Source organism: Shigella sp. FC1567 (assembly GCF_001743015.1).
GTDB lineage: Bacteria > Pseudomonadota > Gammaproteobacteria > Enterobacterales > Enterobacteriaceae > Escherichia > Escherichia coli.
On sequence record NZ_MIIV01000222.1, the window covers coordinates 16,095 to 40,444 of the forward strand.

Genomic DNA, 24,350 nt, shown 5'->3' on the forward strand with positions numbered 1-24,350 from the left:
TCCCGAAAGCATTCAAATAGGACGCGGCATTATAGCGGCATCACTTTTATGAGTCGAGAACGGTTATTGCGCGCTGTCGCGTATTTTTTCACAATTCCCGGGCAATTTTCGTCTGAATGCTGGGCAAAAAGCGCAAAATCCAGACAAAACAAAACGGCCCGCAGGCCGTTTTTCATAAAATCTTTAGCAACATACTGAAAAAGCGCCGACAGTTGCAAATGCGTTTTTACGCGATGCTTCCTGCTCCACGACAGGGAGGAGAGGCAAAGACGGTGTCCTGCAACCCTTCCCACTCCTTAATAGTGTAAGTATGCAGAGCCAGCGCATGAACGGTAGTAGAGAGTTCCTCCGCTAAAGTACTGTAAATCATTCGATGACGATTCAGAAAACGTTCACCCGTAAAACGATCGCTGACCAGCACAACTTTAAAATGGCTTTCAGAGCCGGCTGGGACATTGTGACGATAGCTTTCATCCACTACTTCGAGGAATACGGGTTGGAACGCCGCCCTTAATTTTTCTTCTATCCGCTCACGTATCATCATGAAATATCTCCTCCGACAACGCTGAGATGTCATCCATCCCTTTAAATACTAGCCGCTTTTACCGTTTCCATTGCAGCTTAACAACAAATATTTAGGTTTCGTCCTGGTTTTTCCGTCAAGCGTATGAAGTTTACTGATTTAAAGATTGAAACACAGGCCTCGCATCAGCGTTTCTTTTACCAGGGGTGATTATTTCGTCAACATGATGAATTTACATGCCTTACCCACTTCCCCTCGCCGTTGGCAATGTTATGATGGCGGGAATTTTTACCAAACACGCTTAAGAGTCTCTGAGAGCCCGAACATGTTCAAAAAAATCCTCTTCCCGTTAGTTGCTCTGTTTATGCTTGCAGGATGCGCAAAACCGCCAACAACTATTGAAGTTTCCCCGACGATTACACTGCCACAGCAGGATCCAAGCCTGATGGGCGTCACCGTAAGCATTAATGGTGCCGATCAGCGTACCGATCAGGCGCTGGCAAAAGTCACCCGCGATAATCAAATCGTTACCCTGGCCGCCTCCCGCGATCTGCGTTTCCTGCTGCAAGAAGTGCTGGAAAAACAGATGACCGCGCGTGGTTACATGGTTGGTCCGAATGGCCCGGTTAATCTGCAAATCATCGTTAGCCAACTGTATGCTGACGTGTCCCAGGGCAACGTGCGCTACAACATCGCTACCAAAGCGGATATCGCCATCATCGCTACCGCGCAGAATGGCAACAAAATAACCAAAAACTATCGTGCCAGCTACAACGTTGAAGGTGCGTTCCAGGCCTCCAACAAAAATATCGCCGATGCGGTTAACAGTGTGCTGACCGATACCATCGCTGATATGTCTCAGGACACCAGCATTCACGAATTCATCAAGCAGAACGCGCGTTAATTTCTGCCCTCTGGCCCGGTGCAAACCGGGCCTGTAGACGCCCATGTCCAGTCAATATTTACGTATTTTTCAACAGCCGCGTTCAGCCATATTGCTGATCCTGGGTTTTGCTTCCGGGCTACCGCTCGCCCTGACATCCGGTACCTTACAGGCCTGGATGACGGTCGAGAATATTGATCTCAAAACCATTGGTTTCTTCTCTCTGGTAGGCCAGGCTTACGTTTTTAAATTCCTCTGGTCACCGCTGATGGACCGCTACACGCCCCCATTTTTTGGGCGGCGGCGCGGTTGGCTGCTCGCCACGCAAATCCTGTTATTAGTCGCCATTGCGGCGATGGGTTTTCTCGAACCTGGCACCCAACTCCGCTGGATGGCGGCACTGGCGGTGGTGATCGCTTTTTGCTCGGCCTCCCAGGATATTGTCTTCGATGCGTGGAAAACCGATGTGCTCCCGGCAGAAGAACGTGGTGCGGGCGCGGCAATCAGCGTGCTGGGTTACCGTTTAGGGATGCTGGTTTCCGGCGGCTTAGCCCTGTGGCTGGCAGATAAATGGCTGGGCTGGCAGGGCATGTACTGGTTGATGGCGGCGCTGTTGATCCCTTGTATTATCGCGACGTTGCTTGCACCAGAACCGACCGACACCATTCCTGTGCCAAAAACGCTGGAACAAGCGGTTGTTGCACCTCTGCGAGATTTCTTTGGTCGCAATAATGCCTGGCTTATTTTGCTTCTTATCGTGCTGTATAAGCTGGGCGACGCATTCGCCATGAGCCTGACAACCACGTTTTTGATTCGCGGCGTCGGGTTTGATGCGGGTGAAGTAGGCGTGGTTAACAAAACGCTTGGCTTACTGGCGACCATTGTGGGCGCATTGTACGGTGGGATTTTGATGCAGCGCCTGTCGCTGTTCCGGGCGCTGCTGATTTTCGGCATTTTACAAGGTGCGTCTAACGCTGGTTACTGGCTGCTGTCGATTACTGATAAGCATCTCTACAGCATGGGCGCAGCCGTCTTTTTCGAAAACCTCTGTGGCGGGATGGGCACATCAGCCTTTGTCGCGCTGTTAATGACGCTGTGTAATAAGTCATTTTCCGCTACTCAATTTGCCCTGCTCTCAGCGCTTTCCGCTGTAGGACGAGTTTATGTCGGCCCCGTGGCGGGTTGGTTTGTTGAAGCACACGGCTGGTCGACATTCTATCTATTCTCCGTCGCCGCTGCCGTACCGGGGCTTATTTTGCTGCTGGTTTGCCGCCAGACGCTTGAATATACACGAGTAAATGACAACTTTATCTCCCGTACCGAATATCCGGCAGGTTATGCCTTTGCCATGTGGACACTGGCGGCGGGCGTCAGCCTGTTGGCCGTGTGGTTACTGCTGTTGACGATGGACGCGCTGGATTTGACGCACTTCTCTTTCCTGCCTGCTCTGCTGGAAGTCGGGGTTTTAGTCGCCCTTTCTGGCGTCGTGCTTGGTGGTTTGCTGGATTATCTGGCTCTACGAAAAACGCATCTGACGTAATCTGTAAATATTATTTAGCTGTAGTAATCACTCGCCGTAATTATTACGGCTAAATAAACATCAGTATCGCTTAATAATATTTGTTCTTTTGTGCGGCTTAGCGTTTGGAAATTATTGACGCAATTTATGAATTCTATTTTTTCTTACACGATTCAGCTAACGAGTCTTTATTTTCCCCCCACCCAATTGTCACCATAATGATAATTATTTGTTAAACAATTATTTTATTCCAGATTGGTTATACCAATTGCCCGTCCAAACTCCTTCTGCACTCCCCTTTCGTTATAACGCCCTTTTGCAACAGCTTCTTAAAATCAACTTGATATGTTTTGCAACATATGTGACCTGACAGTCAAATCCAAGTAACAGGAATTTAATCATGTTTACAGTAATGTAACCTTCCCATAAAATGCCCACACACTTTAAACGCCACCAGATCCCGTGGAATTGAGGTCGTTAAATGAGACTCAGGAAATACAATAAAAGTTTGGGATGGTTGTCATTATTTGCAGGCACTGTATTGCTCAGTGGCTGTAATTCTGCGCTGTTAGATCCCAAAGGACAGATTGGTCTGGAGCAACGTTCACTGATACTGACGGCATTTGGCCTGATGTTGATTGTCGTTATTCCCGCAATCTTGATGGCTGTTGGTTTCGCCTGGAAGTATCGTGCGAGCAATAAAGATGCTAAGTACAGCCCGAACTGGTCACACTCCAATAAAGTGGAAGCTGTGGTCTGGACGGTACCTATCTTAATCATCATCTTCCTTGCGGTACTGACCTGGAAAACCACTCACGCTCTTGAGCCTAGCAAGCCGCTGGCACACGACGAGAAGCCCATTACCATCGAAGTGGTTTCCATGGACTGGAAATGGTTCTTCATCTACCCGGAACAGGGCATTGCTACCGTGAATGAAATCGCTTTCCCGGCGAACACTCCGGTGTACTTCAAAGTGACCTCCAACTCCGTGATGAACTCCTTCTTCATTCCGCGTCTGGGTAGCCAGATTTATGCCATGGCTGGTATGCAGACTCGCCTGCATCTGATCGCCAACGAACCCGGTACTTATGACGGTATCTCCGCCAGCTACAGCGGCCCGGGCTTCTCAGGCATGAAGTTCAAAGCTATTGCAACACCGGATCGCGCCGAATTCGACCAGTGGGTCGCAAAAGCGAAGCAGTCGCCGAACACCATGTCTGACATGGCTGCGTTCGAAAAACTGGCCGCGCCTAGCGAATACAACCAGGTGGAATATTTCTCCAACGTGAAACCAGACTTGTTTGCTGATGTGATTAACAAGTTTATGGCTCACGGTAAGAGCATGGACATGACCCAGCCAGAAGGTGAGCACAGCGCACACGAAGGTATGGAAGGCATGGACATGAGCCACGCGGAATCCGCCCATTAAAGGGGTTGAGGAAGAATAAAGATGTTCGGAAAATTATCACTTGATGCAGTCCCGTTCCATGAACCTATCGTCATGGTTACGATCGCTGGCATTATTTTGGGAGGTCTGGCGCTCGTTGGCCTGATCACTTACTTCGGTAAGTGGACCTACCTGTGGAAAGAGTGGCTGACCTCCGTCGACCATAAACGCCTCGGTATCATGTATATCATCGTGGCGATTGTGATGTTGCTGCGTGGTTTTGCTGACGCCATTATGATGCGTAGCCAGCAGGCTCTTGCCTCGGCGGGCGAAGCGGGCTTCCTGCCACCTCACCACTACGATCAGATCTTCACCGCGCACGGCGTGATTATGATCTTCTTCGTGGCGATGCCTTTCGTTATCGGTCTGATGAACCTGGTGGTTCCGCTGCAGATCGGCGCGCGTGACGTTGCGTTCCCGTTCCTCAACAACTTAAGCTTCTGGTTTACTGTTGTTGGTGTGATTCTGGTTAACGTTTCTCTCGGCGTGGGCGAATTTGCGCAGACCGGCTGGCTGGCCTATCCACCGCTATCGGGAATAGAGTACAGTCCGGGAGTCGGTGTTGATTACTGGATATGGAGTCTCCAGCTATCCGGTATAGGTACGACGCTTACCGGTATCAACTTCTTCGTTACCATTCTGAAGATGCGCGCACCGGGCATGACCATGTTCAAGATGCCAGTATTTACCTGGGCATCACTGTGCGCGAACGTACTGATTATTGCTTCCTTCCCAATTCTGACGGTTACCGTCGCGTTGTTGACCCTGGATCGCTATCTGGGCACCCATTTCTTTACCAACGATATGGGTGGCAACATGATGATGTACATCAACCTGATTTGGGCCTGGGGCCACCCGGAAGTTTACATCCTGATCCTGCCTGTTTTCGGTGTGTTCTCCGAAATTGCGGCAACCTTCTCGCGTAAACGTCTGTTTGGTTATACCTCGCTGGTATGGGCAACCGTCTGTATCACCGTGCTGTCGTTCATCGTTTGGCTGCACCACTTCTTTACGATGGGTGCGGGCGCGAACGTAAACGCCTTCTTTGGTATCACCACAATGATTATCGCCATCCCGACCGGGGTGAAGATCTTCAACTGGCTGTTCACCATGTATCAGGGCCGTATCGTGTTCCATTCTGCGATGCTGTGGACCATCGGTTTTATCGTCACTTTCTCGGTGGGCGGGATGACTGGCGTGCTGCTGGCAGTACCGGGCGCGGACTTCGTTCTGCATAACAGCCTGTTCCTGATTGCGCACTTCCATAACGTTATCATCGGCGGCGTGGTCTTCGGCTGCTTCGCAGGGATGATCTACTGGTGGCCTAAAGCGTTCGGTTTCAAACTGAATGAAACCTGGGGTAAACGCGCGTTCTGGTTCTGGATCATCGGCTTCTTCGTTGCCTTTATGCCGCTGTATGCACTGGGCTTCATGGGCATGACCCGTCGTTTGAGCCAGCAGATTGACCCGCAGTTCCACACCATGCTGATGATTGCAGCTAGCGGTGCAGTACTGATTGCGCTGGGTATTCTCTGCCTCGTTATTCAGATGTACGTTTCTATTCGCGACCGCGACCAGAACCGTGACCTGACTGGCGACCCGTGGGGTGGCCGTACGCTGGAGTGGGCAAACTCTTCCCCGCCTCCGTTCTATAACTTTGCCGTTGTGCCGCACGTTCACGAGCGTGATGCATTCTGGGAAATGAAAGAGAAAGGCGAAGCGTATAAAAAGCCTGACCACTATGAAGAAATTCATATGCCGAAAAACAGCGGTGCAGGTATCGTCATTGCAGCTTTCTCCACCATCTTCGGTTTCGCCATGATCTGGCATATCTGGTGGCTGGCGATTGTTGGCTTCGCAGGCATGATCATCACCTGGATCGTGAAAAGCTTCGACGAGGACGTGGATTACTACGTGCCGGTGGCAGAAATCGAAAAACTGGAAAACCAGCATTTCGATGAGATTACTAAGGCAGGGCTGAAAAATGGCAACTGATACTTTGACGCACGCGACTGCCCACGCGCACGAACACGGGCACCACGATGCAGGCGGAACCAAAATCTTCGGATTTTGGATCTACCTGATGAGCGACTGCATTCTGTTCTCAATCTTGTTTGCTACCTATGCCGTTCTGGTGAACGGCACCGCAAGCGGCCCGACAGGTAAGGACATTTTCGAACTGCCGTTCGTTCTGGTTGAAACTTTCTTGCTGTTGTTCAGCTCCATCACCTACGGCATGGCGGCTATCGCCATGTACAAAAACAACAAAAGCCAGGTTATCTCCTGGCTGGCGTTGACCTGTTTGTTTGGTGCCGGATTTATCGGGATGGAAATCTACGAATTCCATCACCTGATTGTTAACGGCATGGGTCCGGATCGCAGCGGCTTCCTGTCAGCGTTCTTTGCGCTGGTCGGCACGCACGGTCTGCACGTCACTTCCGGTCTTATCTGGATGGCGGTGCTGATGGTACAAATCGCTCGTCGCGGCCTGACCAGCACTAACCGTACCCGCATCATGTGCCTGAGCCTGTTCTGGCACTTCCTGGATGTGGTTTGGATCTGTGTGTTCACTGTTGTTTATCTGATGGGGGCGATGTAATGAGTCATTCTACCGATCACAGCGGCGCGTCCCATGGCAGCGTAAAAACCTACATGACAGGCTTTATCCTGTCGATCATTCTGACGGTGATTCCGTTCTGGATGGTGATGACAGGGGCTGCCTCTCCGGCCGTAATTCTGGGAACAATCCTGGCAATGGCAGTGGTACAGGTTCTGGTGCATCTGGTGTGCTTCCTGCACATGAATACCAAATCAGATGAAGGCTGGAACATGACGGCGTTTGTCTTCACCGTGCTAATCATCGCTATCCTGGTTGTAGGCTCCATCTGGATTATGTGGAACCTCAACTACAACATGATGATGCACTAAGAGCGGCGGTTATGATGTTTAAGCAATACCTGCAAGTAACGAAACCAGGCATCATCTTTGGCAACCTGATCTCGGTGATTGGGGGATTCCTGCTGGCCTCAAAGGGCAGCATTGATTATCCCCTGTTTATCTACACGCTGGTTGGGGTGTCACTGGTTGTGGCGTCGGGTTGTGTGTTTAACAACTACATCGACAGGGATATCGACAGAAAGATGGAAAGGACGAAGAATCGGGTGCTGGTTAAAGGCCTGATCTCTCCTGCTGTCTCGCTGGTGTACGCCACCTTGCTGGGTATTGCTGGCTTTATGCTGCTGTGGTTTGGCGCGAATCCGCTGGCCTGCTGGCTGGGGGTGATGGGCTTTGTGGTTTATGTCGGCGTCTATAGCCTGTACATGAAACGCCACTCAGTCTACGGCACATTGATTGGTTCGCTCTCCGGCGCTGCGCCGCCGGTGATTGGCTACTGTGCAGTAACCGGCGAGTTCGATAGCGGCGCAGCGATCCTGCTGGCTATCTTCAGCCTGTGGCAGATGCCTCACTCCTATGCCATCGCCATTTTCCGCTTTAAGGATTACCAGGCGGCAAACATTCCGGTATTGCCAGTGGTAAAAGGCATTTCGGTGGCGAAGAATCACATCACGCTGTATATCATCGCCTTTGCCGTTGCCACGCTGATGCTCTCTCTTGGCGGTTACGCTGGATATAAATATCTGGTGGTCGCCGCGGCGGTTAGCGTCTGGTGGTTAGGTATGGCTCTGCGCGGTTATAAAGTTGCTGATGACAGAATCTGGGCGCGCAAGCTGTTCGGCTTCTCTATCATCGCCATCACTGCCCTCTCGGTGATGATGTCCGTTGATTTTATGGTACCGGACTCGCATACGCTGCTGGCTGCTGTGTGGTAACAAAACCTCTCTATTAAAAAGGTGCTACGGCACCTTTTTTCTTAGCATTAGAAACATATCCCTCTCGAAATATTTACTAAAAAATCCGCATGTTTACCCCATTCGTTTGCCGCTTTACACTAGTCGCGAATTTAAAACAGAGGTGGTAATGAACGATTATAAAATGACGCCAGGTGAGAGGCGCGCGACCTGGGGTTTAGGGACCGTATTCTCGTTGCGCATGCTGGGCATGTTTATGGTTCTGCCGGTTCTGACCACGTATGGCATGGCTCTGCAAGGTGCCAGCGAAGCATTAATCGGTATTGCCATTGGTATTTATGGTCTGACTCAGGCCGTTTTTCAGATTCCGTTTGGCCTGCTTTCCGACCGTATTGGTCGCAAACCATTAATTGTCGGTGGGCTGGCGGTGTTTGCCGCCGGTAGCGTTATCGCTGCGCTCTCTGACTCCATCTGGGGAATTATTCTAGGCCGGGCGCTACAAGGCTCCGGTGCGATTGCCGCTGCCGTTATGGCGCTGCTTTCCGATCTCACGCGCGAACAAAACCGCACCAAAGCAATGGCGTTTATCGGCGTGAGCTTTGGCATTACCTTTGCCATTGCGATGGTGCTTGGCCCGATCATCACTCACAAACTTGGGCTGCACGCGCTGTTCTGGATGATCGCTATTCTGGCAACGACCGGCATTGCGTTGACCATTTGGGTTGTGCCCAACAGTAGCACTCACGTACTTAATCGTGAGTCCGGAATGGTGAAAGGCAGTTTCAGTAAAGTGCTGGCGGAACCGCGGCTGCTGAAACTCAACTTTGGCATTATGTGTCTGCATATTTTGCTGATGTCGACGTTTGTTGCCCTGCCCGGACAACTGGCTGATGCAGGGTTCCCGGCGGCTGAACACTGGAAGGTCTATCTGGCGACAATGCTAATCGCCTTTGGCTCGGTCGTGCCTTTCATTATCTACGCTGAAGTTAAGCGCAAAATGAAGCAAGTCTTTGTCTTCTGCGTCGGATTGATCGTGGTTGCGGAAATTGTGTTGTGGAACGCGCAAACGCAGTTCTGGCAACTGGTGGTCGGCGTGCAGCTTTTCTTTGTAGCGTTTAATTTGATGGAAGCCCTTCTGCCTTCACTTATCAGTAAAGAGTCGCCAGCAGGTTACAAAGGTACAGCGATGGGTGTTTACTCCACCAGCCAGTTTCTTGGCGTGGCGATTGGCGGTTCACTGGGCGGCTGGATTGACGGCATGTTTGACGGTCAGGGCGTATTTCTCGCTGGCGCAATGCTGGCCGCAGTGTGGCTGGCAGTCGCCAGTACCATGAAAGAACCGGCGTATGTCAGCAGTTTGCGCATTGAAATCCCGGCGAACATTGCCGCAAACGAGGCGTTAAAAGTGCGTTTGCTAGAAACTGAAGGCATCAAAGAAGTGTTGATTGCAGAAGAAGAACATTCAGCTTATGTGAAAATCGACAGCAAAGTGACGAATCGCTTTGATGTTGAACAGGCAATTCGCCAGGCATAAAAGCGAGGCGAAATTGCCTGCTGCGCTACGCTCATCAGGCCTACTAAGCTCCTGATTTACAAGCCTTTGTAGGCCGAACCAGGCGTTCATGCCGCATCTGACATGAACAAAGCGCAGGTTGTCGCGATTAATCGCGGAAGTTTTTGAACTGGAACGGCTGACCCAGATCGCCACCGCGCACCATCGCCATGACAGCCTGCAAATCATCACGAGATTTGCCAGTCACGCGGATCTCATCGCCCTGAATTTGCGCCTGCACTTTCAGTTTGCTGTCTTTGATCATCTTGACGATTTTTTTCTGGGTCGCGCTCTCAATGCCCTGCTTCAGTTTCGCTTCCACAAACCAGGTTTTACCGCTATGAACGATATTTTCCGGTACATCCAGTGAACTGCCTTCAATGCCGCGCTTCAGCAGCTTGGCACGCAGAATATCCAGCAACTGATTGACCTGGAAATCGGACTCGCTCAACACTTTGATGGTTTTGCTGGCGTCGTTCAGCTCAAATGAGGCTTCAACGTTACGGAAGTCAAAACGGGACTCCACTTCGCGGCTCGCGTTATCGACCGCGTTACGTGCTTCCTGAAGATCAACTTCAGAGACAATATCGAAAGATGGCATCTTTTCCTCTCCCTTCATTTTTGATGCGAAGCATAATACCCGCAAAGTTAAATAACCGACAGTCCTGCACCAGGACGTATCCCTTAATTGTGCATAGTCGCAACAGCATGCACAATTAAGGGATAGCCTTATTGAACACCCGGAGTGGTTGCGGGTGAGGAGGAACAATGAAAATTACCGTATTGGGATGCGGTGCCTTAGGGCAATTATGGCTTACAGCACTTTGCAAACAGGGTCATGAAGTTCAGGGCTGGCTGCGCGTACCGCAACCTTATTGTAGTGCGAATCTGGTTGAGACAGATGGTTCGATATTTAACGAATCGCTGACCGCCAACGATCCCGATTTTCTCGCCACCAGCGATCTGCTCCTGGTGACGCTGAAAGCATGGCAGGTTTCCGATGCCGTCAAAAGCCTCGCGTCCACACTGCCTGTAACCACGCCAATACTGTTAATTCACAACGGCATGGGCACCATCGAAGAGTTGCAAAATATTCAGCAGCCATTACTGATGGGCACCACCACCCATGCCGCCCGCCGCGACGGCAATGTCATTATTCATGTGGCAAACGGTATCACGCATATTGGTCCGGCACGGCAACAGGATGGCGATTACAGTTATCTGGCGGATATTTTACAAACCGTGTTGCCTGACGTTGCCTGGCATAACAATATTCGCGCCGAGCTGTGGCGCAAGCTGGCAGTCAACTGCGTGATTAATCCACTGACCGCCATCTGGAATTGCCCGAACGGTGAATTACGTCATCATCCGCAAGAAATTATGCAAATATGCGAAGAAGTCGCGGCAGTGATCGAACGCGAAGGGCATCATACTTCAGCGGAAGATTTGCGTGATTACGTGATGCAGGTGATTGATGCCACAGCGGAAAATATCTCGTCGATGTTGCAGGATATCCGCGCGCTGCGCCACACCGAAATCGACTATATCAATGGTTTTCTCTTACGCCGCGCCCGCGCGCATGGGATTGCCGTACCGGAAAACACCCGCCTGTTTGAAATGGTAAAAAGAAAGGAGAGTGAATATGAGCGCATCGGCACTGGTTTGCCTCGCCCCTGGTAGTGAAGAGACTGAAGCCGTCACCACGATCGACCTCTTGGTTCGCGGCGGTATCAAAGTCACCACTGCCAGCGTAGCCAGCGATGGCAACCTGGCAATTACCTGCTCGCGCGGCGTGAAGCTGCTGGCGGATGCGCCGCTGGTCGAGGTGGCTGATGGCGAATATGACGTGATCGTACTGCCTGGTGGCATTAAAGGCGCAGAGTGTTTTCGCGATAGCACTCTGCTGGTTGAAACCGTTAAACAGTTCCACCGTTCCGGGCGTATCGTCGCGGCTATTTGCGCCGCGCCAGCCACCGTGCTGGTGCCGCACGATATCTTCCCGATTGGTAATATGACCGGCTTCCCGACGCTGAAAGACAAAATTCCCGCTGAACAATGGCAGGACAAGCGCGTCGTCTGGGATGCACGGGTAAAATTGCTGACCAGCCAGGGGCCGGGGACAGCTATCGACTTTGGTCTGAAAATTATCGACCTGCAGGTTGGGCGCGAGAAAGCCCATGAAGTGGCATCACAACTGGTGATGGCGGCAGGGATTTATAATTATTACGAGTAGTGTCGGATGCGGTAAGCGTCGCATCTGACCAGATGCGACGTTACAACCACAAATTACGGGCGATATACCTTCACATTGTTAAAGCCCTGCTCGCGCAGATAGAGCGCCTGCAGACGGCTCATCACCCCGCGCTCACACCACAGTAGCCAGGTTCTGTTCTGGTCGAGATCGCCAAACTTGGTGCTCAGTTTATAGAACGGCAGAGAAACTACATCAATCCCTTCGACTTTCAGTGGCTTATCTTCCTGTTCATCGATAGAACGGATATCGAGGATCACGTCGTTCGGGCCGAAGCCATTGACGGTTTCCACTTCCACCACTTCCTGCTCGGTCTGCAGGGCGATTTCGCGGATATCAACGTTATTCGCTTCTTCAACCACTTTATCGAGAATGCTGAAGTCGAATTTCTCTTCTTCCGCTTCAATCTTCGACTTAACCGCTTTCACCGTCGGGCTTTTGGAGATAACACCGCAATATTCCGGCATCGTGCGAGCAAAGTCTTCGGTGCCAATCTGGCGAGCCAGGTTGATGATGTGCTCTTTGTCGTAAGAAATCAGCGGACGCAGGATCAGCGTATCGGAGACGTTATCAATCAGGCGCAGGTTGGTCAGCGTCTGACTGGACACCTGGCCGAGCGCTTCGCCGGTGACCAGCGCCTGTACGCCGTAACGTTCAGCCACTTTAGACGCGGCACGCACCATCATACGTTTGAGGATAACGCCCATCTGACCGTCGTCGATTTTCTCGAGAATTTCCCCGACGACCGGTTCGAAATTAATAGCGACAAAACGCACGCGGTGGGAGCTGCCAAAACGGTTCCACAGATAATGCGCCACCTGACGCACGCCAATTTCATGCGCCGCGCCGCCAAGGTTAAAGAAACAGTAATGCACGCGGCAGCCGCGACGCATCAACATATAACTGGAAACACCGGAGTCGAAACCACCGGAAATGAGCGACAGCACATCTTCCTGGGTGCCGATCGGGAAACCGCCAATACCTTCGTAGCGGCCTTTAATCAGCAGGAGACGATCGTCTTCCACTTCCAGATGGACAGTCACTTCCGGATTGGTCAGCTTCACGCGCGCGACTCAATATGCTGATTTAAACCGCCGCCGACGTAACGTTCCACATCAATCGAGCTAAAATCATGTTTGCCACGGCGCTTCACGCGTACGCAGAAGGTTTTGCCTTCCAGCTGATCGCGATACTGAACCAACGCTTTCTCAAAAATATCGTGCATGTCGGTAAACGGCACGTCTTCGACTTCGAGAATATGGTGGATACCCGGAATACGGGTCAGGGCGTCGCGAATAGCCAGACGCTGGTTTTCATCTTTTGCACGAACTTCGATGTTATCCCAGTGGCGGACGACAGCGAGCGTCTCATCATAGTGCTTTAAAACGTTACGAATGTTCCCGGTAAGGATTTTTATAAAGCGCAAGCGCACAGATTGGCTTTTGATGGTGATTTCCGGGAACAATTTAATGATAAACTTCATGGCGGCAATGGTTCGTTGGCAAGCCTTAAGCGACTTGTATAGGGAAAAATACAGCAGCCCACACCTGCGGCTGCATCCAGGCGCGGAAGTATACCACTAACATCGCTTTGCTGCGCACATCACCTTACCATTGCGCGTTATTTGCTATTTGCCCTGAGTCCGTTACCATGACGGGGCGAAAAATATTGAGAGTCAGACATTCATTATGCCGAAGAAAAATGAGGCTCCCGCCAGCTTTGAAAAGGCGCTGAGCGAGCTGGAACAGATTGTAACCCGTCTGGAAAGTGGCGACCTGCCGCTGGAAGAGGCGCTGAACGAGTTCGAACGCGGCGTGCAGCTGGCACGTCAGGGGCAGGCCAAATTACAACAAGCCGAACAGCGCGTACAAATTCTGCTGTCTGACAATGAAGACGCCTCTCTAACCCCTTTTACACCGGACAATGAGTAATGGACTTTCCGCAGCAACTCGAAGCCTGCGTTAAGCAGGCCAACCAGGCGCTGAGCCGTTTTATCGCCCCACTGCCCTTTCAGAACACTCCCGTGGTCGAAACCATGCAGTATGGTGCATTATTAGGTGGTAAGCGTCTGCGACCCTTCCTGGTTTATGCCACCGGTCATATGTTTGGCGTTAGCACAAACACGCTGGACGCACCCGCTGCCGCCGTAGAGTGTATCCACGCTTACTCATTAATTCATGATGATTTACCGGCGATGGATGATGACGATCTGCGTCGCGGTTTGCCGACCTGCCATGTGAAGTTTGGCGAAGCAAACGCGATTCTCGCTGGCGACGCTTTACAAACGCTGGCGTTCTCGATTTTAAGCGATGCTGATATGCCGGAAGTGTCGGATCGCGACAGAATTTCGATGATTTCTGAACTGGCGAGCGCCAGCGGTATTGCCGGAATGTGCGGTGGTCAGGCATTAGATTTAGACGCGGAAGGCAAACACGTACCTCTGGACGCGCTTGAGCGTATTCATCGTCATAAAACCGGCGCATTGATTCGCGCCGCCGTTCGCCTTGGTGCATTAAGCGCCGGAGATAAAGGGCGTCGTGCTCTGCCAGTACTCGACAAGTACGCAGAGAGCATCGGCCTTGCCTTCCAGGTTCAGGATGACATCCTGGATGTGGTAGGAGATACTGCAACGTTGGGAAAACGCCAGGGTGCCGACCAGCAACTTGGTAAAAGTACCTACCCTGCACTTCTGGGTCTTGAGCAAGCCCGGAAGAAAGCCCGGGATCTGATCGACGATGCCCGTCAGTCGCTGAAACAACTGGCTGAACAGTCACCCGATACCTCGGCACTGGAAGCGCTAGCGGACTACATCATCCAGCGTAATAAATAAACAATAAGTATTAATAGGCCCCTGATGAGTTTTGATATTGCCAAATACCCGACCCTGGCACTGGTCGACTCCACCCAGGAGTTACGACTGTTGCCGAAAGAGAGTTTACCGAAACTCTGCGACGAACTGCGCCGCTATTTACTCGACAGCGTGAGCCGTTCCAGCGGGCACTTCGCCTCCGGGCTGGGCACGGTCGAACTGACCGTGGCGCTGCACTATGTCTACAACACCCCGTTTGACCAATTGATTTGGGATGTGGGGCATCAGGCTTATCCGCATAAAATTTTGACCGGACGCCGCGACAAAATCGGCACCATCCGTCAGAAAGGCGGCCTGCACCCGTTCCCGTGGCGCGGCGAAAGCGAATATGACGTATTAAGCGTCGGGCATTCATCAACCTCCATCAGTGCCGGAATTGGTATTGCGGTTGCTGCCGAGAAAGAAGGCAAAAATCGCCGTACCGTCTGTGTAATCGGCGATGGCGCGATTACCGCAGGCATGGCGTTTGAAGCGATGAATCACGCGGGCGATATCCGTCCTGATATGCTGGTGGTCCTCAACGACAACGAAATGTCGATTTCCGAAAATGTCGGCGCGCTCAACAACCATCTGGCGCAGCTGCTTTCCGGTAAGCTTTACTCTTCACTGCGCGAAGGCGGGAAAAAAGTTTTCTCTGGCGTGCCACCCATTAAAGAGCTGCTCAAACGTACCGAAGAACATATTAAAGGCATGGTAGTCCCTGGCACGTTGTTTGAAGAGCTGGGCTTTAACTACATCGGCCCGGTTGACGGTCACGATGTGCTGGGGCTTATCACCACGCTGAAGAACATGCGTGACCTGAAAGGCCCGCAGTTCCTGCATATCATGACCAAAAAAGGTCGTGGTTATGAACCGGCAGAAAAAGACCCAATCACTTTCCACGCCGTGCCTAAATTTGATCCCTCCAGCGGTTGTTTGCCGAAAAGTAGCGGCGGTTTACCGAGCTATTCAAAAATCTTTGGCGACTGGTTGTGCGAAACGGCGGCGAAAGATAACAAGCTGATGGCGATTACTCCGGCGATGCGTGAAGGTTCCGGCATGGTCGAGTTTTCTCGTAAATTCCCGGATCGCTACTTCGACGTGGCAATTGCCGAGCAACACGCAGTGACCTTTGCCGCCGGTCTGGCGATTGGTGGGTACAAACCCATTGTCGCGATCTACTCCACTTTCCTGCAACGCGCCTATGATCAGGTGCTGCATGACGTGGCAATTCAAAAGCTTCCGGTCCTGTTCGCCATCGACCGCGCGGGCATTGTTGGTGCTGACGGTCAAACCCATCAGGGTGCTTTTGATCTCTCTTACCTGCGCTGCATACCGGAAATGGTCATTATGACCCCGAGCGATGAAAACGAATGTCGCCAGATGCTCTATACCGGCTATCACTATAACGATGGCCCGTCAGCGGTGCGCTACCCGCGTGGCAACGCGGTCGGCGTGGAACTGACGCCGCTGGAAAAACTACCAATTGGCAAAGGCATTGTGAAGCGTCGTGGCGAGAAACTGGCGATCCTTAACTTTGGTACGCTGATGCCAGAAGCGGCGAAAGTCGCCGAATCGCTGAACGCCACGCTGGTCGATATGCGTTTTGTGAAACCGCTTGATGAAGCGTTAATTCTGGAAATGGCCGCCAGTCATGAAGCACTGGTTACCGTAGAAGAAAACGCCATTATGGGCGGTGCAGGCAGCGGAGTGAACGAAGTGCTAATGGCCCATCGTAAACCAGTCCCCGTGCTGAACATTGGCCTGCCTGACTTCTTTATTCCGCAAGGAACGCAGGAAGAAATGCGCGCCGAACTCGGCCTCGATGCCGCCGGTATGGAAGCCAAAATCAAGGCCTGGCTGGCATAATCCCTACTCCACTCCTGCTATGCTTAAGAAATTATTCATGGCAGGAGTGGCAGCATGCAATACAACCCCTTAGGAAAAACCGACCTTCGCGTTTCCCGACTTTGCCTCGGCTGTATGACCTTTGGCGAGCCAGATCGTGGTAATCACGCATGGACACTGCCGGAAGAGAGCAGCCGTCCCATAATTAAACGCGCACTGGAAGGCGGCATAAATTTCTTTGATACCGCCAATAGCTATTCCGATGGTAGCAGCGAAGAGATCGTTGGTCGCGCACTGCGGGATTTCGCCCGTCGTGAAGACGTGGTCGTTGCCACCAAAGTGTTCCATCGCGTTGGTGATTTACCGGAAGGATTATCCCGTGCACAAATTTTGCGCTCTATCGACGACAGCCTGCGACGTCTCGGCATGGATTATGTCGATATCCTGCAAATTCATCGCTGGGATTACAACACGCCGATCGAAGAGACGCTGGAAGCCCTGAACGACGTGGTAAAAGCCGGGAAAGCGCGTTATATCGGCGCGTCATCAATGCACGCTTCGCAGTTTGCTCAGGCACTGGAACTCCAAAAACAGCACGGCTGGGCGCAGTTTGTCAGTATGCAGGATCACTACAATCTGATTTATCGCGAAGAAGAGCGCGAGATGCTGCCACTGTTTTATCAGGAGGGCGTGGCGGTGATTCCGTGGAGCCCGCTGGCGCGGGGGCGACTGACGCGTCCGTGGGGAGAAACTACCGCACGACTGGTGTCTGATGAGGTGGGGAAAAATCTCTATAAAGAAAGCGATGAAAATGACGCGCAGATCGCAGAGCGGTTAACGGGCGTCAGTGAAGAACTCGGTGCAACACGAGCACAAGTTGCGCTGGCTTGGTTGTTGAGTAAACCGGGCATTGCCGCACCGATTATCGGTACATCGCGGGAAGAACAGCTTGATGAGCTATTGAACGCGGTGGATATCACTTTGAAGCCGGAACAGATTGCCGAACTGGAAACGCCGTATAAACCGCATCCGGTAGTAGGATTTAAATAAGAGTCCAGGCCTGATGAGACGCAACAAGCGTCACATCAGGCATCGGTGCACAACTACGACAGAATGCCCAGCGGCCAGTGATGACCAATAAAGTACAGGATGCCAGCGGAGATCACCCCGGCGACAATATCATCTATCATGATCCCCATGCCGCCATGCACATTGCGATCAAACCAGCGGATCGGCCACGGTTTCCACATATCCAGAATACGGAAAATCACAAACCCGGCGGCAACCCACTGCCAGTCATTGGTCGGCAGCGCCATGAGCGTGATCCACATACCAATAAATTCGTCCCAGACAATGCTGCCGTGATCGTGCACGCCCATATCTTTTGCGGTCTGATGACAAAGATAGACGCCGATACAGATCCCCAGCATCACCACCAGCGAGTAGAGCTGCCAGGGCAAAAAGGTCATCAGATACCAGAACGGAATCGCTGCCAGCGAGCCCATCGTCCCAGGAACGATCGGGCTTAATCCACTTCCGAATCCGACAGCAAGTAGATGCCACGGATTACTCATCTTCAGGCGACTTTTCGCGACATCTTTATGGCGTGGCAAAATGGTCATATCCTTTCCAGTCTAACGTAACAGGTTCACCGTCACGAATAAAACAAAGCCCTTCGATATCGGCGGTCATTTGCCCGATACAGGTAAACGGTACGCCCAGGTGTCCGAGAGCCACATCCAGCGCTCCACGGTTCAGTTCCGGCACCGTGAAACACAACTCGTAATCTTCACCGCCAGAGAGCGCCCAGCGCAGCGCCTGTTCCGGTTCAACATGGCGAGAAAGCGCATCAGAAAACGGCAGCAATGCCAGGTCAATACGTACGCCGCAGTCGCTGGCTTTCACGATATGCCCGAGATCGGAAATCAGACCGTCAGAGAGATCGATAGCTGAATTTGCCAGATCGCGCAGTGCCTGCCCCTGTAAAATACGCGGCGATGGACGGAGATGACGTTTGATCAAGTAGTCCGCATCTTTAGCATCGGCAACCTGCAAACGGTTTTGCAAAATCGCCAGCCCGGCGGCGCTATCGCCCGGTGTACCGGTCACATAGATCCAGTCACCCGGTTTCGCCCCAGAGCGCGTTAAGGCTCGTCCCATCGGAACAAAGCCGTGGATACCCAACGTCATTGATAATGGCCCACGCGTGGTATCGCCGCCAATGAGTTGCATATCGTAATAATTGAGAAGATCAAACAAACTGTCGCTGAAGGACTCAAGCCACGCTTCGTCTACGTCCGGCAAGGTTAATGCCAGCGTCAGCCAGGCCGGATCGGCCCCCATCGCTGCCAGATCGCTTAGGTTCACCGCCAGTGCTTTATACGCCAGATCAGCAGGATCGATATCAGGGAGGAAGTGGTTGCCCGCCACCAGCGTATCAGTGCTGATCGCCAGGGTCTGTTTCTCGGGGATATTGAGAAGTGCGCAATCGTCGCCGATGCCCAGTTCGACATCAAGACGAGAACTTCTTACACGGTCAAAATAACGGGCAATCAGGGAGAACTCGCCACATGCCATACGTTATGCCTCAGCAGGTAAAAAAGAAAAGGCCGGCGATCATGGAACGGTCTTCCGTGAATCTACCGGCCTGGATATTACTTTTTGTTAGGGCGAATCACAGGTGCTGCTTTATCGAGTACACCGTTGACGAACTTATGGCTGTCTTCTGCGCCGAACGATTTCGCCAGTTCGATCGCTTCGTTAATGGCCACTTTGTATGGCACATCGCTACGTTTAGACAGTTCGTACAGCGCAATGCGCAGTACTGCTTTTTCTACCTGTCCCAGTTCTTCCAGCAGACGGGACAGGTATGGCTTCATCAGTCCGTCGAGGTATGCGGTATTAGTCGCCACCCCGGCCAGCAGCTCACGGAAGTACAGGACGTCAACGTCTTTTACATCCTGTTCAGCCAGGAACTGGTATTCAACATCAGCGATGTCGTTCTGGGACAACTGCCAGGAGTAGAGCGCCTGGACGGCACACTCACGAGCGCGGCGACGAGCAGCAGGTTTCACGGATTTCCCCTTACTAATTTCAGGCCTTGATGGCTTTCAATACATTAATCATTTCAAGCGCGGTCAGTGCAGCTTCTGCACCTTTGTTGCCAGCTTTGGTGCCAGCACGTTCGATCGCTTGTTCAATGCTTTCAGTGGTCAGAACCCCAAAAGCAACCGGAATTTCGCTGTCCTGGGCAACATGCGCCAGGCCGTTGCTTGCACCACCAGCGACATATTCAAAATGGGCAGTGCCACCACGAATAACCGTACCCAGCGCAATCACCGCGTCGTATTTACCGGTTTTAGCCAGTGCACCCGCCGCCAGCGGCAGCTCATAGGCACCAGGCACCCAAACAACGGTAATGTTTTCATCTTTTACCTGACCGATACGTTTCAGTGCGTCAATTGCACCTTCCAGCAGGCTGTCATTGATAAAGTTGTTGAAACGCGCGATGGTGATGGCGACGCGAGCGTCCGGGGTAGCAACGTTAGCTTCAATAATGTTCATTTTCTTCCTTCGGGTTCGAGTATGGCCCCGCAGGGGGGCGGATTTTAGCATAATATTTCGTGCGCTGCTTCCCTTTCGAGCCGGGAGATCATGCACCCACTAAATGCAGGCAAACATCCGGGCCTACATGACGTATCTCTTTGAATTTAAATTGGGGGGCGTCGGCTAATTTCTCAAGCCCTGGCAGGGTGCATAATCCACGGGCGTCGCTGCCTAATAGTTTAGGTGCGATATAGACAATCAGCTCATCGACTAAACCCGCCTGCAGCAATGCGCCAGCGAGCGTTGGCCCCGCTTCCCCCCAGATGCTGTTAATCTGCTGTTTACCCAGTTGCATCATCAGTACAACCAGATCCAGATGACCTTTATGCTCTGGAATCAGCAAGGTACGCACCGTTTCCGGCCACTCACGAGAATCTTCCTGCGTACGCGCGAACCAGGTTTCGCCGGGCTGCTGCACAATGTGATGTTCCGGCGTCACGCGATTTTGGCTATCAATCACAATACGTACCGGCTGGCGGAGATTTTGTTGCGGGTAGAGCGCCTGAGTTTGTTCATCCAGTTCGGACCAACGCACCGTTAAGGCAGGATCATCCGCCAGCACCGTGGCGCTGCTGGTTAAAATGGCATGACTTTGCGCGCGCAGTCGTTGTACATCACGCCGCGCCTGGGGCGAAGTGATCCACTGGCTTTCGCCGCTCGCCATCGCCGTGCGACCATCAAGCGATGCGCCAAGTTTTAACTGAATATAAGGAAAGCCGGTGCGCATCCGCTTGAGAAAGCCTTTATTCAATTGCTCGGCTTCACTCATCATCAGGCCGTGGCTGACGTCAATGCCAGCCTGTTGCAGACGGTAAAGTCCACGCCCAGCGACCTGCGGGTTAGGATCTTGCATCGAGGCAACCACGCGCGCCACACCTGCGGCAATTAAAGCATCACAGCAAGGCGGCGTACGGCCGTGATGGCTGCAAGGTTCGAGTGTCACATACGCCGTTGCACCTTTGGCTTTTTCACCCGCCATACGCAACGCGTGTACTTCGGCATGTGGTTCACCCGCTCGTTGATGGTAACCTTCACCGACAATTTCGCCATCTTTGACAATGACGCACCCGACATTTGGGTTGGGGTGGGTGGTAAAACGTCCTCGTTGCGCCAGCTTTAGCGCCCGCGCCATGTAATACTCGTCCTGCACGGCTTAGTCCTCCAGGCGCGCGATCTCTTCGCCAAATTCTTTGATATCTTCGAAACTGCGGTAGACAGAGGCAAAACGGATATAGGCGACTTTATCGAGCTTTTTCAATTGCTCCATCACCAGATTGCCAATCATCTTGCTCGGTACTTCGCGCTCACCGGTGGCGCGCAGCTGCGATTTAATATGATTGATTGCCATTTCAACGTCATCGGAACTCACCGGACGTTTTTCCAGCGCCCGCAGCATTCCGCTACGCAATTTCTCTTCATTAAACGGTTCACGCACGTCGTTGCTTTTTACAACACGCGGCATAACCAGCTCCGCCACTTCAAAGGTGGTGAAACGTTCATTACACACCAGACACTGCCGACGGCGGCGTACGGATGAACCCTCGCCCACGAGACGAGAGTCAATTACCTTAGTGTCCACGGCGAAACAGAATGGGCAATGCATACGGCGTCCTGACCAGGTGGTTAACGGAAATCTATTTTACCCTGAACTGACGATACAACAAAGGCGCAACGCTTTTGAGATAAAGGATCGATGCTTTCGCTGCTTTTACCCTCTACCATTAGGCTAATTGCGACGAGAAAGGGACGACCTATGAATACTAACGTTTTTCGACTGCTCCTGCTGGGAAGCCTGTTCAGCCTTAGCGCCTGTGTGCAGCAAAGTGAAGTGCGACAGATGAAACACAGCGTCAGCACGCTGAACCAGGAGATGACGCAACTCAATCAAGAAACAGTCAAAATCACTCAGCAAAACAGACTGAATGCAAAATCCAGCAGTGGGGGTTACCTTCTGCCTGGAGCGAAAACACCGGCAAGACTGGAAAGCCAGATCGGTACTTTACGTATGTCGCTGGTGAATATTACGCCTGATACAGATGGCACCACCCTTACACTACGTATTCAGGGTGAGTCGAATGATCCCTTGCCCGCATTCAGCGGAACTGTTGAATATGGGCAAATTCAGGGAACAATAGACAACTTTCAGGAAATCAATGTGCAGAATCAATTGATTAATGCCCCTGCCAGCGTCCTCGCCCCCAGCGATGTTGATATTCCGTTACAATTAAAGGGGATTTCTGTGGATCAGTTAGGCTTTGTACGTATCCACGACATTCAACCTGTTATGCAGTAAACGTATTTCGGGACGATTTTGTGCGTCCCGCAACATCTTTCCCCGTCATTTTGTTACTCTGCTTACATCACCTGGATTGATAGTAAAAGTTTGCAACAAGGGCGAAAGTCAGTACAATCCCCGCCCGAATGTGTGTAAACGTGAACGCAATCGATTACGTAAATGATAGAACTGTGAAACGAAACATATTTTTGTGAGCAATGATTTTTATAATAGGCTCCTCTGTATACGAAATATTTAGAAACGCAATTTGCGCCTTTTTCACTCCCGCAAGGGATTTTCAAACAGTGGCATACATATGAAAAAAACATTACTGGCAGCCGGTGCGGTACTGGCGCTCTCTTCGTCTTTTACTGTCAACGCAGCTGAAAACGACAAACCGCAGTATCTTTCCGACTGGTGGCACCAGAGCGTTAACGTTGTCGGAAGCTATCACACCCGTTTCGGACCGCAGATCCGCAACGATACCTACCTTGAGTACGAAGCATTCGCTAAAAAAGACTGGTTCGACTTCTATGGTTATGCGGATGCGCCGGTATTCTTCGGCGGTAACTCCGATGCTAAAGGTATCTGGAACCACGGTTCTCCGCTGTTTATGGAAATCGAACCACGTTTCTCCATCGACAAGCTGACCAATACTGACCTTAACTTCGGTCCGTTCAAAGAGTGGTACTTCGCGAACAACTACATTTACGACATGGGTCGTAATAAAAATGGTCGCCAGAGCACCTGGTACATGGGTCTGGGTACCGACATCGATACTGGTCTGCCGATGAGCCTGTCCATGAACGTCTATGCGAAATACCAGTGGCAGAACTATGGCGCAGCGAACGAAAACGAGTGGGACGGTTACCGTTTCAAAATTAAATACTTTGTGCCGATTACCGATCTGTGGGGCGGTCAGCTGAGCTACATCGGCTTCACCAACTTCGACTGGGGTTCCGATTTAGGGGATGACAGCGGTAACGCAATCAACGGTATTAAGACCCGTACTAATAACTCTATCGCTTCCAGCCATATTCTGGCTCTGAACTACGATCACTGGCACTACTCTGTCGTAGCTCGTTACTGGCACGACGGTGGTCAGTGGAACGACGATGCAGAACTGAACTTCGGCAACGGCAACTTCAACGTTCGCTCTACCGGCTGGGGTGGTTACCTGGTAGTAGGTTACAACTTCTGATTATGAAAATGCCGGGATTTATTCCCGGCATTTCTGATTGTTAACAACGTGAGCTTTGTTCATGCCGGATGCGGCGTAAACGCTTTGTCCGGCCCACAAAAGCACGTAAATTCAATATATTGCTGAAATAACGTAGGCCTGATAAGCGTAGCGCATCAGGCAATTTTACGTTTTAATCACTTCTTCTTGTTCATCATCGCTTTCAGGTCAGCGAATGGGTTGTACTTCGCTTCACCGACATCTTTCTGCGCATCTTCCCCTGCGATAACGGTCGTACCATACTGATCCGCTTCGGTATATTTCGAATGCTCATGATCGTGGCAATAGAGACAAAGCAATTCCCAGTTACTGCCATCTTCCGGGTTATTGGTATGGTCGTGATCAATGTGGTGAACGGTAAGTTCACGCAGGTTGGAATAAACAAACTCGCGGGAACAGCGACCGCAGACCCACGGATATATTTTTAATGCTTTTTCGCGATAGCCGCTTTCTAACCGCGCATAGTTTTTTGGGATGATAGCCATGAAGAGTTACCTGGATGAAATGTAGGGTTACGCGCAGTTTCCCAAGATGCGGGGATTTTCGCAA

At 51.7% G+C, this 24,350-nt stretch carries 25 protein-coding genes and 1 pseudogene; 16 read left to right on the plus strand and 10 right to left on the minus strand.

The annotated features are described in order from the left end of the window. Positions 1–226: 226 nt before the first annotated feature. The gene (gene bolA / locus BHE85_RS13705; protein ID WP_000973448.1) at positions 227–544 is read right to left on the minus strand and encodes a transcriptional regulator BolA; all 318 of its coding nucleotides are present in this window, start codon (positions 542–544) and stop codon (positions 227–229) included. A 304-nt stretch (positions 545–848) separates the two neighbouring features. On the opposite strand from bolA, the gene BHE85_RS13710 reads away from it, so the two are divergent. The 8 genes from BHE85_RS13710 to BHE85_RS13745 all read left to right on the plus strand — a co-directional run bounded on the left by BHE85_RS13710 (position 849) and on the right by BHE85_RS13745 (position 9,715). After that, positions 849–1,427: a lipoprotein gene (locus BHE85_RS13710; RefSeq protein WP_004981059.1), complete on the plus strand. Its 579-nt coding sequence runs from the start codon at positions 849–851 to the stop codon at positions 1,425–1,427. 43 nt (positions 1,428–1,470) lie between these two features. Further along, the gene (gene ampG / locus BHE85_RS13715; RefSeq protein ID WP_000098438.1) at positions 1,471–2,946 is read left to right on the plus strand and encodes a muropeptide MFS transporter AmpG; all 1,476 of its coding nucleotides are present in this window, start codon (positions 1,471–1,473) and stop codon (positions 2,944–2,946) included. 460 nt (positions 2,947–3,406) lie between these two features. Continuing rightward, the gene (gene cyoA, locus BHE85_RS13720; protein ID WP_001239441.1) at positions 3,407–4,354 is read left to right on the plus strand and encodes a cytochrome o ubiquinol oxidase subunit II; all 948 of its coding nucleotides are present in this window, start codon (positions 3,407–3,409) and stop codon (positions 4,352–4,354) included. 21 nt (positions 4,355–4,375) lie between these two features. Further along, complete coding sequence (cyoB, locus tag BHE85_RS13725; protein ID WP_039063988.1) at positions 4,376–6,367, plus strand: cytochrome o ubiquinol oxidase subunit I; 1,992 nt, start codon at positions 4,376–4,378, stop codon at positions 6,365–6,367. Continuing rightward, complete coding sequence (locus BHE85_RS13730; RefSeq protein WP_039063987.1) at positions 6,357–6,971, plus strand: cytochrome o ubiquinol oxidase subunit III; 615 nt, start codon at positions 6,357–6,359, stop codon at positions 6,969–6,971. Before cyoB ends, BHE85_RS13730 begins: the two co-directional genes overlap by 11 nt. Next, positions 6,971–7,300: a cytochrome o ubiquinol oxidase subunit IV gene (locus tag BHE85_RS13735; RefSeq protein WP_000019869.1), complete on the plus strand. Its 330-nt coding sequence runs from the start codon at positions 6,971–6,973 to the stop codon at positions 7,298–7,300. The genes BHE85_RS13730 and BHE85_RS13735 overlap by 1 nt, the downstream gene beginning before the upstream one ends. A gap of 11 nt (positions 7,301–7,311) precedes the next feature. Next, complete coding sequence (gene cyoE / locus BHE85_RS13740) at positions 7,312–8,202, plus strand: heme o synthase (RefSeq protein ID WP_000971336.1); 891 nt, start codon at positions 7,312–7,314, stop codon at positions 8,200–8,202. Positions 8,203–8,350: 148 nt separating this feature from the next. After that, positions 8,351–9,715 carry an MFS transporter gene (locus tag BHE85_RS13745; protein WP_001000952.1) on the plus strand — a complete coding sequence of 455 codons (1,365 nt, stop codon included), beginning with the start codon at positions 8,351–8,353 and terminating at the stop codon, positions 9,713–9,715. Between the two features lie 127 nt (positions 9,716–9,842). Here the strand turns inward: BHE85_RS13745 and yajQ are convergent, their stop codons facing one another. Continuing rightward, on the minus strand, positions 9,843–10,334 hold the full coding sequence (yajQ, locus tag BHE85_RS13750; protein ID WP_001138904.1) for a nucleotide binding protein YajQ: 492 nt from the start codon (positions 10,332–10,334) through the stop codon (positions 9,843–9,845). A gap of 167 nt (positions 10,335–10,501) precedes the next feature. Between yajQ and panE the strand changes: the two genes are divergently transcribed. Next, positions 10,502–11,413 carry a 2-dehydropantoate 2-reductase gene (panE, locus tag BHE85_RS13755; protein ID WP_000705843.1) on the plus strand — a complete coding sequence of 304 codons (912 nt, stop codon included), beginning with the start codon at positions 10,502–10,504 and terminating at the stop codon, positions 11,411–11,413. Next, complete coding sequence (gene yajL, locus BHE85_RS13760; RefSeq protein WP_001276311.1) at positions 11,376–11,966, plus strand: protein deglycase YajL; 591 nt, start codon at positions 11,376–11,378, stop codon at positions 11,964–11,966. The genes panE and yajL overlap by 38 nt, the downstream gene beginning before the upstream one ends. A gap of 53 nt (positions 11,967–12,019) precedes the next feature. On the opposite strand, the pseudogene thiI reads toward yajL, so the two are convergent. Continuing rightward, positions 12,020–13,467: pseudogene (thiI, locus tag BHE85_RS13765) on the minus strand (tRNA uracil 4-sulfurtransferase ThiI). Between the two features lie 205 nt (positions 13,468–13,672). Here thiI and xseB point away from each other — a divergent pair. From xseB to yajO, 4 genes are read left to right on the plus strand one after another with little or no spacing between them, the layout of a single operon-like run. Next, entirely contained in the window at positions 13,673–13,915 is a 243-nt protein-coding gene (xseB, locus tag BHE85_RS13770) for an exodeoxyribonuclease VII small subunit (protein ID WP_001124935.1), read from the plus strand. Further along, positions 13,915–14,814, plus strand: coding sequence for a (2E,6E)-farnesyl diphosphate synthase (ispA, locus tag BHE85_RS13775; protein ID WP_000347218.1), 900 nt, complete (start codon positions 13,915–13,917; stop codon positions 14,812–14,814). Before xseB ends, ispA begins: the two co-directional genes overlap by 1 nt. Before the next feature lie 24 nt (positions 14,815–14,838). Then, entirely contained in the window at positions 14,839–16,701 is a 1,863-nt protein-coding gene (gene dxs / locus BHE85_RS13780; RefSeq protein WP_000006815.1) for a 1-deoxy-D-xylulose-5-phosphate synthase, read from the plus strand. 54 nt (positions 16,702–16,755) lie between these two features. Further along, positions 16,756–17,730, plus strand: a complete 975-nt coding sequence (yajO, locus tag BHE85_RS13785; RefSeq protein ID WP_001199809.1) for a 1-deoxyxylulose-5-phosphate synthase YajO — start codon at positions 16,756–16,758, stop codon at positions 17,728–17,730. 53 nt (positions 17,731–17,783) lie between these two features. Here the strand turns inward: yajO and pgpA are convergent, their stop codons facing one another. From pgpA to nrdR, 6 genes are all read right to left on the minus strand, one after another. After that, complete coding sequence (pgpA, locus tag BHE85_RS13790; protein WP_000154044.1) at positions 17,784–18,302, minus strand: phosphatidylglycerophosphatase A; 519 nt, start codon at positions 18,300–18,302, stop codon at positions 17,784–17,786. Further along, complete coding sequence (thiL, locus tag BHE85_RS13795) at positions 18,280–19,257, minus strand: thiamine-phosphate kinase (RefSeq protein ID WP_000752116.1); 978 nt, start codon at positions 19,255–19,257, stop codon at positions 18,280–18,282. The genes pgpA and thiL overlap by 23 nt, the downstream gene beginning before the upstream one ends. Before the next feature lie 77 nt (positions 19,258–19,334). Continuing rightward, positions 19,335–19,754 carry a transcription antitermination factor NusB gene (gene nusB, locus BHE85_RS13800; protein ID WP_000801125.1) on the minus strand — a complete coding sequence of 140 codons (420 nt, stop codon included), beginning with the start codon at positions 19,752–19,754 and terminating at the stop codon, positions 19,335–19,337. 19 nt (positions 19,755–19,773) lie between these two features. After that, positions 19,774–20,244, minus strand: coding sequence for a 6,7-dimethyl-8-ribityllumazine synthase (ribH, locus tag BHE85_RS13805; protein WP_001021161.1), 471 nt, complete (start codon positions 20,242–20,244; stop codon positions 19,774–19,776). An 88-nt stretch (positions 20,245–20,332) separates the two neighbouring features. Further along, entirely contained in the window at positions 20,333–21,436 is a 1,104-nt protein-coding gene (ribD, locus tag BHE85_RS13810) for a bifunctional diaminohydroxyphosphoribosylaminopyrimidine deaminase/5-amino-6-(5-phosphoribosylamino)uracil reductase RibD (RefSeq protein WP_001150460.1), read from the minus strand. A 3-nt stretch (positions 21,437–21,439) separates the two neighbouring features. Beyond that, positions 21,440–21,889, minus strand: coding sequence for a transcriptional regulator NrdR (nrdR, locus tag BHE85_RS13815; protein WP_000543535.1), 450 nt, complete (start codon positions 21,887–21,889; stop codon positions 21,440–21,442). A 150-nt stretch (positions 21,890–22,039) separates the two neighbouring features. Between nrdR and BHE85_RS13820 the strand changes: the two genes are divergently transcribed. Continuing rightward, positions 22,040–22,579 carry a SadB/YajI family lipoprotein gene (locus BHE85_RS13820; RefSeq protein WP_005004736.1) on the plus strand — a complete coding sequence of 180 codons (540 nt, stop codon included), beginning with the start codon at positions 22,040–22,042 and terminating at the stop codon, positions 22,577–22,579. Positions 22,580–22,877: 298 nt separating this feature from the next. Further along, on the plus strand, positions 22,878–23,762 hold the full coding sequence (tsx, locus tag BHE85_RS13825; protein ID WP_004981149.1) for a nucleoside-specific channel-forming protein Tsx: 885 nt from the start codon (positions 22,878–22,880) through the stop codon (positions 23,760–23,762). A 176-nt stretch (positions 23,763–23,938) separates the two neighbouring features. On the opposite strand, the gene yajD is transcribed toward tsx, so the two are convergent. Beyond that, a complete protein-coding gene (yajD, locus tag BHE85_RS13830; RefSeq protein WP_000974813.1) occupies positions 23,939–24,286 on the minus strand; it encodes an HNH nuclease YajD in 348 nt (115 codons plus the stop codon). Positions 24,287–24,350 lie beyond the last annotated feature (64 nt).